Consider the following 12,890-nt stretch of genomic DNA (forward strand, 5'->3'; position numbering starts at 1 on the left):
CGTCAGTGCGCCCAGCCATCAAGGTCGGTCTGTCGACGGCCTCGGTCTATCCGCTGAGGACCGAGGCCGCATTCGAGTACGCGGCCGAATTGGGTTACGACGGAGTCGAACTCATGGTGTGGGCCGAAACCGTGAGCCAAGACATCGGCGCCATCGCCACGCTGTCCCGGCGGTACAACGTGCCGGTGTTGTCGGTGCACGCGCCGTGCCTGCTGATCTCCCAGCGGGTGTGGGGCGCCAATCCCATCCCGAAGCTGACCCGCAGCGTGCAGGCCGCCGAGCGACTCGGTGCGCAGACCGTCGTGGTCCATCCGCCGTTCCGATGGCAGCGTCGCTACGCCGAGGGTTTCAGCGAGCAGGTCGCCGAGTTGGAAAGTCGCAGTGACGTTCTCGTTGCAGTGGAGAACATGTTTCCGTTCCGTGCCGACAGGTTCTTCGGTTCCGGCGACCCGTCGATCGAGCGCATGCGCAAGCGCGGCGGCCGTCCCGGGGTGGGCATTTCGGCGTTCGCGCCCTCGTACGACCCGCTGGACGGCAATCACGCCCACTACACGCTGGACCTGTCCCACACCGCGACAGCGGGCACCGACGCCCTGGAGATGGCCGACCGGATGGGTGAGGGTCTGGTGCACCTGCATCTCTGTGACGGCAACGGTGCCTCCACCGACGAACACCTGGTGCCCGGCCGGGGAACTCAGCCGACCGCCGAGGTGTGCCAGATGCTGGCCGCGAGCGACTTCACCGGGCATGTGATCCTGGAGGTCACCACCTCGGGTGCGCGTACCAAGGCCGAGCGCGAAGCGCTGCTGGTCGAATCGCTGCAGTTCGCGCGCACCCACCTGCTGCGGTGAGTGCCGCGGCGCGCGGAATTGTTGTGTGAGAAAGGCATTGATGCACCCCCGGTTCGCCGACGCGATGAAGTTGACCCCTGCCGAGGATGGCTTTGAGGCAAACCTCAACGAGCACTGGACAATTGGACCCAAGATCCACGGCGGCGTGATGTTGGCCCTGTGCGCCAATGCTGCTAGAGCGGCCTACGAGCAGGAAGGCTTTGAACCGGTTGCCGTATCGGCGGACTTCCTGTCGGCGCCGGACCCCGGTTCGGTGCAGCTCGTCACAAGTGTGCAGAAGCGTGGCCGCCGAATCGGTTTGGTCGATGTGGCCCTCACCCAGGGTGGGCGCACGTGCGTGCGCAGCGTCGTCACCCTTGGCGATCCCGAACATCACGTCGAGCCCCTGCTGTCGGCCAATCCGGTGACACCGCTGATGAGCGTCGAGCCGCCGGAGCACATCGAACCGATCGGTCCGGGCCATCCGGCGGCAGCGATCAACAATCTGGCGCGCGGTTGCGATATCCGCCCCGACCTGGACGAGACCCGCACCGAGTCCGGTGCGCCGGTGTTCAAGATCTGGGTGCGGCCCAAGGACGGGCCGGTGGACGTGTTGTTCGCGCTGATGTGCGGCGACATCTCGGTGCCTGCCTGCTATGCGGTGGGCCGCCGCGGCTGGGCGCCGACCGTACAGATGACGGCGTATCTGCGGGGCCTGCCCGACCAGGGTTGGCTGCGGGTGGCGTGCACGACGACCCAGATCGGCCAGGACTGGTTCGACGAGGACCACACCGTGGTCGACAGCGCCGGGCGCATCATCGTGCAGACTCGCCAGCTCGCACTGGTGCCCGCCCAGTGATGGCGGTGCGCTAACCGCCGCTGAAGCGAACGAGAGCGCGCCGAAAGCGTGGGGATCTCGGTCGGCCGCTCAGGCCAAATCATCGGCCTCCTCCTCGTGCCGCAGGCGGCCCGCATCGGTCGGCCGATAGGGTCTCCGGCATGGCCAGAATCGCGATCATCGGCGGCGGCAGTATGGGCGAGGCGATCCTTGCGGGGCTGCTTCGGGCGGGCCGGCAGGTGAAGGACATCGTCGTCTCCGAGCGCATGCCGGAGCGTGCCCGCTTTCTGGGCGAGAAGTATTCGATCCAGCTGGCGTCGGTGTCGGAGGCAGTGGAGACCGCGACATTCGTCATCGTGGCGGTCAAGCCCGGTGATGCCGAGTCCGTCGTCGCCGAGATCGCGGAGTCCGCAGCGCGGGCCGAGAGCGACACCGTCGAGCAGGTGTTCGTCACCGTCGCCGCAGGGGTGACGATCGGCTTCTACGAATCGCGACTGCCCGCGGGATCACCGGTGGTCCGGGTGATGCCCAACGCACCGGCTCTGGTCGGTGCGGGCGTCAGCGCCATGGCGCCGGGGCGGTTCGCCACCGCTGAGCAGCTCGCTGACGTCGCGGCGGTGTTCCGCTGCGTCGGCGACGTGTTGACGGTCCCGGAGAGCCAGCTGGACGCCGTCACGGCCGTCTCCGGTTCGGGGCCCGCCTACTTCTTTCTGTTCGTCGAAGCATTGGTCGACGCGGCGGTCGCCAACGGGCTCGGGAGGGCCGTCGCCACGGACCTTGCCGTCCAGACCATGGCCGGATCCGCGGCGATGCTGCTGGAACGCCTCGACAGCCAGCGTGCTGCTGGCGAAGACGTCGGCCTGGACACGTCGCCGGCTCGGCTGCGGGCGATGGTGACGTCGCCCGGCGGGACGACGGCCGCTGGCCTGCGGGAACTCGAGAACGGTGGGCTGCGGGCGGCCCTCGCAGCTGCCATCGATGCCGCAAAAACCCGCTCTGAGCAGCTAGGAATTACATCAGAGTAGTTCAAAGAATTTCTGATGGATTGACCCACACCCGTCGCAGTAACCCCATCCGCCACGCTATTCTCCTCGTGTATGCACGGCTGGGTGCCAGCGGTGGGGAAGCCGCTGGAACTGCCCGTGCCTGACGGATTGGGTTGCGATGACGTCTATGAACGGGCCATCAGCGCGGGATTCGGCTGGAAAATCGGCGCGTGATGCCGGCGCCGACAACCCGCCCGCCGCTCGAGCTCAATTTCTCACCGTCGCCGAGGTCGCCGCGCTGATGCGCGTCAGCAAGATGACGGTCTACCGCCTTGTGCACAACGGCGAGCTGCCCGCGGTGCGGGTGGGCCGGTCGTTCCGGGTGCACGCCAAGGCCGTCCACGATCTGCTGGAGACGTCGTACTTCGACGCGGGTTAGCCAGCTCGTCGGCAACAGGTCGTTTTCCGTTCCGCATGCCTGCTTAGGTAGGGTGTTCGGGACATAAGAAGCTTGCTCTTGTGCAGGCACTGCGAGGATTTAGGTAACGGATTTTCATGGGTTCAGTCATCAAGAAGCGGCGTAAGCGCATGTCGAAGAAGAAGCACCGCAAGCTGCTGCGTCGTACCCGGGTCCAGCGCAGAAAACTCGGCAAGTAGTCGTCGCACCCGGCTGGCTCGGCCATCGTTGTCGAGCCGTGCCGGGTCTCGCGCAGGCCGATAGGCTGTCCTGATGTCTTCCGGCGGTATCGACAACGAAACCCCGCATTACCCGAAGGTCGTGCTGGTCACCGGAGCGTGCCGCTTCCTCGGTGGATACCTCACCGCGCGTCTGGCGCAGAACCCGCTGATCAACAAGGTCATCGCTGTGGACGCCGTCGCGCCAAGCAAGGACTTGCTGCGCCGGATGGGCCGCGCCGAGTTCGTGCGCGCTGACATTCGAAACCCGTTCATCGCCAAGGTGATTCGCAACGGCGAAGTCGACACCGTGGTGCATGCCGCCGCGGCGTCCTACGCCCCGCGCTCGGGTGGGCGCGCCACGTTGAAGGAAATCAACGTGATGGGCGCCATGCAGTTGTTCGCAGCGTGCCAGAAGGCGCCCTCGGTGCGGCGGGTGATCCTCAAGTCGACCTCCGAGGTCTACGGCTCCCATCCGCACGATCCGGTGGCGTTCACCGAGGACAGCAGTAGCCGCCGTCCGCCCGCGGAAGGGTTCGCCCGCGACAGCATCGACATCGAGGGCTATGCCCGCGGACTCGGCAGGCGCAGGCCCGACATCGCGGTCACGATTCTTCGGCTGGCCAACATGATCGGCCCGGGCATGGACACCGCGCTGTCGCGGTATCTGGCCGGCCCGCTGGTGACCACGATGCTCGGCCACGATGCCCGGCTGCAGCTGCTACACGAGCAGGACGCTCTCGGGGCGCTGGAGCGGGCCACGATGGCCGGCAAATCGGGCACCTTCAACATCGGTGCGGACGGCGTGATCATGATGTCGCAAGCGGTCCGGCGGTCAGGACGCGTTGCGATTCCGTTGCCGAATTCCGCGGTTTGGGCACTGTATTCGTTGCGAAGGGCGGGCCGCGCTTCCGACCTCAACCGTGACCAGATGGATTGGCTGAATTACGGCCGGGTCATGGACACCACCCGAATGCGCTCCGAGTTGGGCTTCATGCCGAAATGGACGACGATGGAGGCGTTCGACGACTATGTGCGCGGCCGAGGTTTGACGCCGATCATCGATCCGAAATGGGTACGATCTGTGGAGAGTCGCGCGGTCGCCGTGGCGCAGCGGTGGGGCGGCTGACAGGCCGATGGCGGGGAGAAGGTACCGAAGTGGCGGGTGAGTCAAAGGCGAAAGTGATTCCGCTGCACTCGAATACGAGTCGAGTTGCGGCGGCCCGTCGTGCTGCGCAGCGCGCCGATGCCGCGCGCCGGCATCCCTCGCTGCTGTCGGACTCGGGCACCCGTGCCTCGGCGGAGGAGATCGCCGCCGTCGTCCGGGAAATAGACGCGCGGCGCGGTGCAAGTGGAATCGGGCTCGCCGAAGACGCGCCCAACGAACTGGCGCAACGCATTTCGGCTGTCGCGGAGTATGTCACCAAACGACTCACCGGTGACTATTCGGTCGACGAATTCGGGTTCGACCCGATGTTCAACAATGCGATCGTATTGCCTTTGCTCCGGCCGCTTTTCCAGAATTGGTTCCGGGTCGAGGTCAGCGGCATCGAGAATCTGCCGAAAGAGGGCGCCGGACTGGTGGTCGCCAACCATGCCGGAACGTTGCCGATGGATGGGCTGATGTTGTCGGTGGCGGTGCACGATCATCACCCGGCGAATCGGGACGTCCGGTTGCTGGCGGCCGACATGGTCTTCGATATGCCGATGCTCGGCCCGATCGCCCGCAAGGCCGGCCACACCATGGCGTGCACCACCGACGCCCATCGTCTGCTCGCGGGCGGTGAACTCACCGCTGTCTTCCCCGAGGGCTACAAGGGTTTGGGCAAACCGTTTCGGGACCGCTACAAGTTGCAGCGATTCGGCCGCGGCGGCTTCGTCTCGGCGGCGCTGCGCACGAAGGCGCCGATCATTCCGTGCTCGATCGTCGGGTCCGAGGAGATCTATCCGATGATCACCGACGTCAAGCTCCTGGCGCGGGTGCTCGGGCTGCCCTACTTCCCGATCACACCGCTCTTTCCGTTGGCCGGCCCGGCCGGACTCATCCCGCTTCCGTCGAAGTGGCACATCGCCTTCGGCACACCCATCGAAACCGCCGGCTATGACGAGTCCGCCGCCGACGACCCGATGATCACGTTCGATCTCACCGACCAGGTGCGCGAGACCATCCAGCAGACGCTGTATCAGTTGCTGACGAAACGTCGCAACATGTTCCTGGGCTGAGCCCGGTCGCTACGCGCTAGGTTTGCCTGCCCATTGCCGCCGCGGCGATGGCCGCGACCTGAGCATTGGTTTCCTCGTCGCCGCCGGCTTCACCGATCATTGTCACGACGGTCGTCATCACCGGTTTGCCTTCTTCGTCGGTGACTTCGCTGCGCAATTCACTGATCACCGTGCCGTGCGATTCGACAACCGAGTCCAGCCACGAATCGAAGAACAATTTGTCGCCCGCCACGATCCGGCGGTGGAATTTGATCTTCTGGTCGCGATGAATGACGCGGGCGATATTGATGCCGACATCGAAGTTGCGGAAGATGTCGAGCTGCACCTGGCGGCCCGGGATAGCGATGAACGTCAGCGGCGCCACCACGTCGGGGTAACCGGCGGCCTTGGCCGCCTCCTCGCTGTAGTGCAGAGGATCGTCGGACTGGATCGCCTTGGCGTACTCGCGGATCTTCTCGCGACCGACGAGGTAGTAGTCCGGATAGCGGTAGTGGGTTCCGATGATGTCGCTGGCGATTGACACCCGGGGAGCCTATCAGCGGGTATTGCGGACGCTGTGAATCAGCGCCGTCGTGACACCGCTGCCGCGAGCGCGCCGCCGACCGCGCCCAGCGCCAGCGCCGACGGCACCCCGATGCGTGCGGCCTTGCGCGCGGTGCGGAAGTCGCGGATCTCCCAGCCCCGCTCGCGGGCCAGCTCGCGCAGGTCGGCATCGGGGTTGATGGCGACGGCGGTGCCCACCAGTGAAAGCATCGGCACGTCGTTGTAGCTGTCGGAGTACGCGGTGCAGCGCCGCAGGTTCAGCCCTTCGCGAACGGCCAGCTGCCGCACTGCGTGTGCCTTGCCGACGCCGTGCAGGATGTCGCCGACCAGCCTGCCGGTGAAGACCCCGTTCTCCGACTCCGCGACCGTCCCCAGCGCGCCGGTGAAGCCAAGCCGGCGGGCGATCGTGTCGGCCAGCTCGTACGGCGTCGCGGTGACCAGCCACACCTGCTGGCCTGCGTCGAGGTGCATCTGCGCCAGCGCCCTGGTACCCGGCCAGATCTTGTCGGCGATGATCTCGTCGTAGATCTCCTCGCCGACCGCGATCAGCTCGGCCGTCGACCGTCCCTCGATGAACGCCAGCGCCTTGCGCCTGCCCTCGGCGACGTCGTCGCTGTTCTCCCGGCCGGTGAGCTGAAACTTGGCCTGCGCGTAAATGAATTTGGCCATGTCGCCGTAGGTGAAGTACTTGCGGGCGGCCAGCCCGCGGCCGAAGTGCACCAGCGACGAGCCCTGCACCAGGGTGTTGTCCACGTCGAAGAACGCGGCAGCGGTGAGGTCGGCAGGCGGCGGCACGGCCGGCTCGGCGGCCGCCGGCCCCGGCTCGCGAACCGCGGCGATGCTGGCGTCGCGCGCCACCGCGCTGGCTTGCTCGGCGACCAACTCGTCGACGGCCAGCTCGGCGCTGGCTTCACCCGCAAGCTCCTGGTCGTGGTCCCCAGAACCCATGGGTCAACCCTAACTGCGACACTGGGTCAGGTGAGCCGCGCACACGTCGAGCTGTTGACCCGGGCCGGGTGCACCATCTGCCAGCAGGTCTACGGGCGCCTCACCGAGCTGTCCGACGAACTCGATTTCGAGTTGTCGGTCACAGACGTCGACGCCGCTGCGGCCGCGGGGGACAACGCCTTACGAGCCGAATTCGGCGACCGGCTGCCGGTCGTGCTGCTCGACGGGCGCGAGCACAGTTACTGGGATGTCGATGTCGAGAGGCTGCGCGCCGACCTGTCGCTGCGGTGAACATCGGCGGAATTTGGCCAGCTGCCTGCGCAGCGTTTACCGTGGAACTAAGTTTCACTAACGGAGCATTCCGTCACAGCGAGGGAGCGGGCCAGGTGATCGTGCCGTGAGCGTGCTGCTGTTCGGAGTTTCGCATCGCAGCGCTCCGGTTTCCGTTCTCGAGCAACTGTCCACCGATGAGTCGGACCAGCTCAAAATCATCGATCAGCTCCTGCAGTCGCCGCTGGTGACCGAGGCGATGGTGCTGTCCACCTGCAACCGCGTCGAGGTCTACGCGGTGGTCGACGCCTTCCACGGCGGCCTGTCGGCGATCGGCCAGGTCCTCGCCGAGCACTCCGGCATGCCGATGGGCGATCTGACCAAATACGCCTACGTCCGCTACGCCGAGGCCGCCGTCGAGCATCTGTTCGCGGTCGCCAGCGGCCTGGACAGCGCCGTGATCGGCGAGCAGCAGGTGCTCGGCCAGGTCCGGCGTGCCTACGCCACCGCCGAAGCCAACAAGACCGTGGGACGGATCCTGCACGACCTGTCCCAGCGCGCACTGTCGGTGGGCAAGCGGGTGCACTCCGAAACCGCGATCGACACCGCCGGTGCCAGTGTGGTGTCGGTCGCACTCGATATCGCCGCCTCCCGCATGGACGGGCTGGCCGGGCGCACCGCTGCCGTCGTCGGCGCCGGATCGATGGGCGGGCTGTCGGTCGCGCATCTGCTGCGCGCCGGCATCACCCACATCGACGTCGTCAACCGGTCGTTGCCACGCGCCAAGCGCCTCGCGGAGAGCATCCGCCAGCAGGGCGCCACCGCACAGGCGCTCAGCCTCGAGGAGCTTCCTGTCGCGCTGGCCGCCGCCGACGTGGTGGTCAGCTGTACCGGCGCGGTCCGTCCGGTGGTCTCGCTGGCCGATGTGCACCACGCGCTGGCCAGCGTCCGTCGCGACGAAACCGCCCCTCCGCTGGTGCTCTGCGACCTCGGTATGCCCCGCGATGTCGACCCCGCCGTCGCCGGTCTGCCCGGGGTGGCGGTCATCGACATGGACCGGGTGCAGCGTGAGCCGTCGGCCAGGGCCGCGGCCACCGACGCCGAAGCGGCCCGGCAGATCGTCGCCGCCGAGGTTGCCAGCTACCTGACCGGTCAGCGGATGTCGGAAGTCACGCCCACGGTCACCGCGCTGCGTCAACGCGCCGCCGATGTCGTCGAATCGGAATTGCTGCGGCTGGACAACCGGTTGCCGGGCCTGGACGACGCCCAGCGCGACGAGGTCGCCCGCACCGTGCGGCGGGTGGTCGACAAGCTGCTGCACGCCCCGACGGTGCGCGTCAAGCAGCTGGCCAGCGCGCCCGGTGGCGACAGCTACGCCGAGGCGTTGCGAGAACTCTTCGAACTCGATCCGCAGGCCGTCGATGCCGTGGCCGCAGGTGAATTGCCCCTGCTGGCACCGGAATTCGATCAGGGCCGAACCGACGGCACCGGGTAGCGCGGTTGGCCGGCAGTAACGACGCGGTGATCCGGATAGGTACCCGGGGCAGCCTGCTGGCGACCACGCAGGCGGGGACCATCAGAGACCAGCTGATCGAGCGCGGGCACCGCGCCGAGCTGATCATCATCAGCACTGCCGGCGACCGATCGAATGCGCCGATCGCCGAAATCGGGGTCGGGGTGTTCACCGCCGCTCTTCGGGAAGCCATCGCCGACGGCCGCGTCGACATGGCGGTGCACTCGTACAAGGATTTGCCGACGGCCTCCGACGACCGGTTCACCATCGCCGCGATCCCGCCCCGGGAGGACGCTCGCGACGCCCTGGTGGCCCGCGACGGCATGGTGTTGGGGGAGTTGCCGGCGGGCTCGGTGATCGGCACGAGCTCGGTGCGACGGGCCGCGCAGCTTAGAGCACTGGGTCTCGGTTTGGAAATCCGCCCCCTACGAGGCAACCTAGATACCAGGTTGAACAGGGTAAGCAGTGGTGATCTCGACGCCATCGTGGTTGCCCGGGCGGGCCTGGCCCGTCTTGGACGACTCGGCGATGTCACCGAGACGCTGGAGCCGGTGCAGATGTTGCCAGCGCCGGCCCAAGGTGCGCTTGCGGTCGAGTGCCGCGCGGGCGACACCGAGCTGGTGGCGCTGTTGGGATCACTCGATGATCCCGACACCCGCGTCGCGGTCACCGCGGAGCGAACCCTGCTGGCCGAACTGGAGGCGGGTTGTTCCGCACCGGTGGGCGCGATCGCTGAAGTGGTCGAGTCCATCGATGACGACGGCCGCGTCTTCGACGAGCTGTCACTGCGCGCATGCGTGGCGGCAGCAGACGGATCCGACGTGATTCGTGCGTCCGGTATCGGCACGCCCGGCCGGTCCGCAGAGCTGGGGCTCTCGGTCGCCGCGGAGTTGTTCGAGCTCGGTGCGCGTGAGGTCATGTCGGTACAGACTCCGCACGTAGAGCGGTAGGCGGGAGTGAAGCGATGACTGGTCATGTGAGCGGTCGGGGACGCAAGGCGAAGCCGGGAAACATCACGTTCGTCGGCTCGGGTCCGGGTGACCCCAACCTGTTGACGACGCGAGCCCGCACCGTGTTGGCCAACGCCGCGCTGGTGTTCACCGATCCCGACGTGCCACCGGCCGTCCTGAGTGTGGTCGGCACCGACCTGCCACCGGCGTCCGGCCCCGCGCCGGCACCGGACGGTCCCCCTGCCGACGGCCATGACGAGACCGCGCCGCCCGTGGTCTCCGTCGGCCCGGACATCCGGCCCGCCCTCGGCGACCCGGCCGAGGTGGCCAAGACGCTGGTCCACGAGGCCAAGGCCGGTTTCGACGTGGTGCGCCTGGTCGCCGGGGATCCGTTGTCGATCGATTCGGTCATCACCGAGGTCAACGCCGTCGCCCGGGCCCATGCCGAGTTCGAGATCGTTCCCGGCCTGCCCGCCACCAGCGCGGTCCCGACCTACGCAGGCCTGCCGCTGGGGTCGGCGCACACCGTCGCCGACGTGCGCGGCGAGGTCGACTGGGCGGCCCTGGCGGCCGCACCCGGCCCGCTGATCCTCACCGCGAGCGCCTCGCACCTTCCCGAGGCCGCGCGCACCCTGATCGAGTACGGCCTGGCCGAGGCCACCCCGTGCGTGGTGACCTCCAACGGCACCACCTGCGGCCAGCGTTCGGTCGAGACCACCCTGCAGGGCCTGACCGACCGCGCCACCCTGGCCTGCAACAGCGATCCGGCCGGTCCGCTGACCGGGACGCTGGTGGTCACCATCGGCAAGACGGTGGCGCACCGCGCGAAGTTGAACTGGTGGGAGAGCCGGGCGCTGTACGGCTGGACCGTGCTGGTGCCGCGCACCAAGGATCAGGCCGGCGAGATGAGCGACCGGCTGGTCGGCCACGGCGCGCTGCCCATCGAGGTACCCACGATCGCCGTCGAGCCGCCGCGCAGCCCGGCCCAAATGGAAAGGGCCGTCAAGGGTTTGGTGGACGGCCGCTACCAGTGGGTGGTGTTCACCTCCACCAACGCGGTGCGTGCGGTGTGGGAGAAGTTCGGCGAGTTCGGTCTGGATGCCCGCGCCTTCTCCGGCGTGAAGATCGCCTGCGTAGGTGAGGCGACCGCCGACCGGGTCCGCGCCTTCGGCGTCAGCCCCGAGCTGGTGCCCGCCGGTGAGCAGTCCTCGCTCGGTCTGCTCGACGAATTCCCGGAGTACGACAGCATTTTCGATCCGGTGAACCGGGTGCTGCTGCCGCGCGCCGACATCGCCACCGAAACGTTGGCCGAAGGCCTGCGCGACCGTGGCTGGGAGATCGAAGACGTCACCGCCTACCGCACCGTGCGTGCGGCGCCGCCGCCGGCCGAGACGCGGGAGATGATCAAGACCGGCGGGTTCGACGCGGTGTGCTTCACCTCGAGCTCGACCGTGCGCAACCTGGTCGGCATCGCCGGCAAGCCGCACGCCCGCACCATCGTGGCGTGCATCGGGCCGAAGACCGCGGAGACGGCCGCGGAGTTCGGTCTGCGCGTCGACGTGCAGCCGGAGACCGCCGCCGTCGGTCCCTTGGTCGACGCGCTGGCCGAGCATGCCGCCCGGCTTCGTGCCGAGGGCGCGTTGCCGCCGCCGCGCAAGAAGAGCCGACGCCGCTAAACGGGAAGAAGGCATGTCTGTGCCCGGCTATCCGAGGCAGCGCCCGCGCCGATTGCGCTCAACTCCGGCGCTGCGCCGGTTGGTGGCCGAAACCACTGTGGAGCCACGGCATTTGGTACTCCCGATGTTCGTCGCCGACGGGATCGACGAGCCGCGGGAGATCGCCTCCATGCCGGGGGTCCATCAACACACCCGCGACTCGCTGCGCCGCGCAGCCGAACAGGCGGTGGCGGCAGGCGTCGGCGGTGTGATGCTGTTCGGCGTTCCGCGTGAGTCGGACAAGGACGCTCTGGGTTCGTGCGGGGTGGATCCCGACGGCATCCTCAACGTGGCGCTGCGCGACCTCGCCAAGGACCTGGGCACCGACACAGTGCTGATGGCCGACACCTGCCTCGACGAGTTCACCGACCACGGGCACTGCGGTGTGCTGGATGCCCGCGGCCGGGTCGATAACGACGCCACCAACATGCAGTACGTCAAACTGGCTGTGGCGCAAGCGGAATCAGGGGCCCACGTGGTGGGGCCCAGCGGCATGATGGACGGCCAGGTGGCGGCCATCCGCGACGGGCTCGATTCGGCCGGGTTCACCGACGTGCTGATCCTTGCCTACGCCGCGAAGTTCGCCTCCGCGTTCTACGGCCCGTTCCGCGATGCGGTGGCCTCCAGCCTGCAGGGCGATCGGCGCACCTATCAGCAGGAGAGCGGCAACGCGCGGGAAGCGTTGCGCGAGATCGTTCTCGACCTCGACGAGGGCGCCGACATCATCATGGTCAAGCCGGCGATGGCCTACCTGGACGTGGTGCGAGCGGCCGCCGACGTCTCGCGGGTTCCGGTCGCCGCCTATCAAGTATCGGGGGAGTACGCGATGATCAGCGCGGCCGCGGCCAACGGATGGATCGACGGGCGGGCAGCCGCGCTGGAGTCGCTGACCAGCATCCGGCGCGCCGGCGCCGACATCGTGCTGACCTACTGGGCCGCCGACGTCGCGGGGTGGCTGGCATGACGCATCAACCGCCGCCCACGGCTCCCGCGCGTCCCGCCGACGTCGACACCGGCTTCTGGCTGTGGCTCATCGCCCTGCCGCTGATGGTCATCGGCTACCTCGTCGACGCGTACTTCACCGCGAGCAAGCATTCGTCGTTCTTCGTCATCGGGATCACGGTGTTGTTCGCGGTGACGGTGTCGGCGGTGGTCGTCACGTTCCTGTTCTTGATGCGATCCGGCTATCGCTGGACCCGAACGGTGCTGACCGGTGGGGGCGTGGCCAGCGTCATCTACACCGCGGCCAGCCTGTTCAGCACCGAGCGGGAGACCGTGCAAGCGGTGGTCTTCGCGGTCACCGGCATCGTCGGCTCGGTCTTGATCATGGGCGGCGCCTACCTGCTGCACCGGCCGGACGCGCACGGGTTCTTCAGCAAGTGACCCGATAGGCTGGCCC

Annotated in this window: 15 protein-coding genes; 13 read left to right on the forward strand and 2 right to left on the reverse strand. The window is 67.8% G+C overall.

The annotated features are described in order from the left end of the window. Positions 1 to 5 precede the first annotated feature (5 nt). The 7 genes from BST42_RS08770 (at position 6) to BST42_RS08800 (ending at position 5,552) form a co-directional block, all read left to right on the forward strand. Complete coding sequence (locus tag BST42_RS08770) at positions 6 to 851, forward strand: sugar phosphate isomerase/epimerase family protein (RefSeq protein ID WP_083118185.1); 846 nt, start codon at positions 6 to 8, stop codon at positions 849 to 851. A gap of 40 nt (positions 852 to 891) precedes the next feature. Beyond that, positions 892 to 1,689: a thioesterase family protein gene (locus BST42_RS08775; protein ID WP_083118186.1), complete on the forward strand. Its 798-nt coding sequence runs from the start codon at positions 892 to 894 to the stop codon at positions 1,687 to 1,689. 140 nt (positions 1,690 to 1,829) lie between these two features. Next, complete coding sequence (proC, locus tag BST42_RS08780; protein WP_083118187.1) at positions 1,830 to 2,693, forward strand: pyrroline-5-carboxylate reductase; 864 nt, start codon at positions 1,830 to 1,832, stop codon at positions 2,691 to 2,693. A 139-nt stretch (positions 2,694 to 2,832) separates the two neighbouring features. After that, positions 2,833 to 3,093 (forward strand): helix-turn-helix domain-containing protein, encoded by a 261-nt coding sequence (locus BST42_RS08785; protein WP_036343205.1) that lies wholly within the window; start codon positions 2,833 to 2,835, stop codon positions 3,091 to 3,093. A 116-nt stretch (positions 3,094 to 3,209) separates the two neighbouring features. Continuing rightward, positions 3,210 to 3,311 (forward strand): 30S ribosomal protein bS22, encoded by a 102-nt coding sequence (locus BST42_RS08790; RefSeq protein WP_003402602.1) that lies wholly within the window; start codon positions 3,210 to 3,212, stop codon positions 3,309 to 3,311. Between the two features lie 73 nt (positions 3,312 to 3,384). Beyond that, positions 3,385 to 4,458: an SDR family oxidoreductase gene (locus BST42_RS08795; RefSeq protein ID WP_083118188.1), complete on the forward strand. Its 1,074-nt coding sequence runs from the start codon at positions 3,385 to 3,387 to the stop codon at positions 4,456 to 4,458. Positions 4,459 to 4,487: 29 nt separating this feature from the next. Next, on the forward strand, positions 4,488 to 5,552 hold the full coding sequence (locus tag BST42_RS08800) for a lysophospholipid acyltransferase family protein (protein ID WP_083118189.1): 1,065 nt from the start codon (positions 4,488 to 4,490) through the stop codon (positions 5,550 to 5,552). 16 nt (positions 5,553 to 5,568) lie between these two features. Here BST42_RS08800 and BST42_RS08805 read toward each other — a convergent pair whose 3' ends face one another. Further along, a complete protein-coding gene (locus BST42_RS08805) occupies positions 5,569 to 6,075 on the reverse strand; it encodes an FAS1-like dehydratase domain-containing protein (RefSeq protein ID WP_083118190.1) in 507 nt (168 codons plus the stop codon). 38 nt (positions 6,076 to 6,113) lie between these two features. After that, positions 6,114 to 7,043 carry an HAD family hydrolase gene (locus tag BST42_RS08810; protein WP_083118191.1) on the reverse strand — a complete coding sequence of 310 codons (930 nt, stop codon included), beginning with the start codon at positions 7,041 to 7,043 and terminating at the stop codon, positions 6,114 to 6,116. Between the two features lie 30 nt (positions 7,044 to 7,073). Here BST42_RS08810 and BST42_RS08815 point away from each other — a divergent pair, with 30 nt between their 5' ends. The 6 genes from BST42_RS08815 (at position 7,074) to BST42_RS08840 (ending at position 12,874) form a co-directional block, all read left to right on the forward strand. Further along, positions 7,074 to 7,334, forward strand: coding sequence for a glutaredoxin family protein (locus BST42_RS08815; RefSeq protein WP_083118192.1), 261 nt, complete (start codon positions 7,074 to 7,076; stop codon positions 7,332 to 7,334). A gap of 106 nt (positions 7,335 to 7,440) precedes the next feature. Next, a complete protein-coding gene (locus tag BST42_RS08820) occupies positions 7,441 to 8,808 on the forward strand; it encodes a glutamyl-tRNA reductase (protein ID WP_083118193.1) in 1,368 nt (455 codons plus the stop codon). A gap of 5 nt (positions 8,809 to 8,813) precedes the next feature. Beyond that, a complete protein-coding gene (hemC, locus tag BST42_RS08825) occupies positions 8,814 to 9,776 on the forward strand; it encodes a hydroxymethylbilane synthase (RefSeq protein WP_083118194.1) in 963 nt (320 codons plus the stop codon). Between the two features lie 14 nt (positions 9,777 to 9,790). Continuing rightward, positions 9,791 to 11,452, forward strand: a complete 1,662-nt coding sequence (locus BST42_RS08830) for a bifunctional uroporphyrinogen-III C-methyltransferase/uroporphyrinogen-III synthase (protein WP_237159321.1) — start codon at positions 9,791 to 9,793, stop codon at positions 11,450 to 11,452. Between the two features lie 13 nt (positions 11,453 to 11,465). Continuing rightward, positions 11,466 to 12,455 carry a porphobilinogen synthase gene (hemB, locus tag BST42_RS08835; RefSeq protein ID WP_083118196.1) on the forward strand — a complete coding sequence of 330 codons (990 nt, stop codon included), beginning with the start codon at positions 11,466 to 11,468 and terminating at the stop codon, positions 12,453 to 12,455. Further along, positions 12,452 to 12,874, forward strand: coding sequence for a hypothetical protein (locus BST42_RS08840; protein ID WP_083118197.1), 423 nt, complete (start codon positions 12,452 to 12,454; stop codon positions 12,872 to 12,874). The genes hemB and BST42_RS08840 overlap by 4 nt, the downstream gene beginning before the upstream one ends. The last annotated feature ends 16 nt before the right edge of the window (positions 12,875 to 12,890 follow it).

Source organism: Mycolicibacterium rhodesiae (assembly GCF_002086695.1).
Taxonomy (GTDB): domain Bacteria; phylum Actinomycetota; class Actinomycetes; order Mycobacteriales; family Mycobacteriaceae; genus Mycobacterium; species Mycobacterium rhodesiae.

Excerpts from the sequence above, each read along its gene's own strand:
- BST42_RS08840 (WP_083118197.1), top strand. The coding sequence starts at position 12,452 with ATGACGCATCAACCGCCGCCCACGGCTCCCGCGCGTCCCGCCGACGTC.
- BST42_RS08830 (WP_237159321.1), top strand. The coding sequence starts at position 9,791 with ATGACTGGTCATGTGAGCGGTCGGGGACGCAAGGCGAAGCCGGGAAAC.
- proC (WP_083118187.1), top strand. The coding sequence starts at position 1,830 with ATGGCCAGAATCGCGATCATCGGCGGCGGCAGTATGGGCGAGGCGATC.
- BST42_RS08775 (WP_083118186.1), top strand. The coding sequence starts at position 892 with ATGCACCCCCGGTTCGCCGACGCGATGAAGTTGACCCCTGCCGAGGAT.
- BST42_RS08790 (WP_003402602.1), top strand. The coding sequence starts at position 3,210 with ATGGGTTCAGTCATCAAGAAGCGGCGTAAGCGCATGTCGAAGAAGAAG.
- BST42_RS08795 (WP_083118188.1), top strand. The coding sequence starts at position 3,385 with ATGTCTTCCGGCGGTATCGACAACGAAACCCCGCATTACCCGAAGGTC.
- BST42_RS08785 (WP_036343205.1), top strand. The coding sequence starts at position 2,833 with ATGACGTCTATGAACGGGCCATCAGCGCGGGATTCGGCTGGAAAATCG.
- hemB (WP_083118196.1), top strand. The coding sequence starts at position 11,466 with ATGTCTGTGCCCGGCTATCCGAGGCAGCGCCCGCGCCGATTGCGCTCA.
- BST42_RS08810 (WP_083118191.1), bottom strand. The coding sequence starts at position 7,043 with ATGGGTTCTGGGGACCACGACCAGGAGCTTGCGGGTGAAGCCAGCGCC.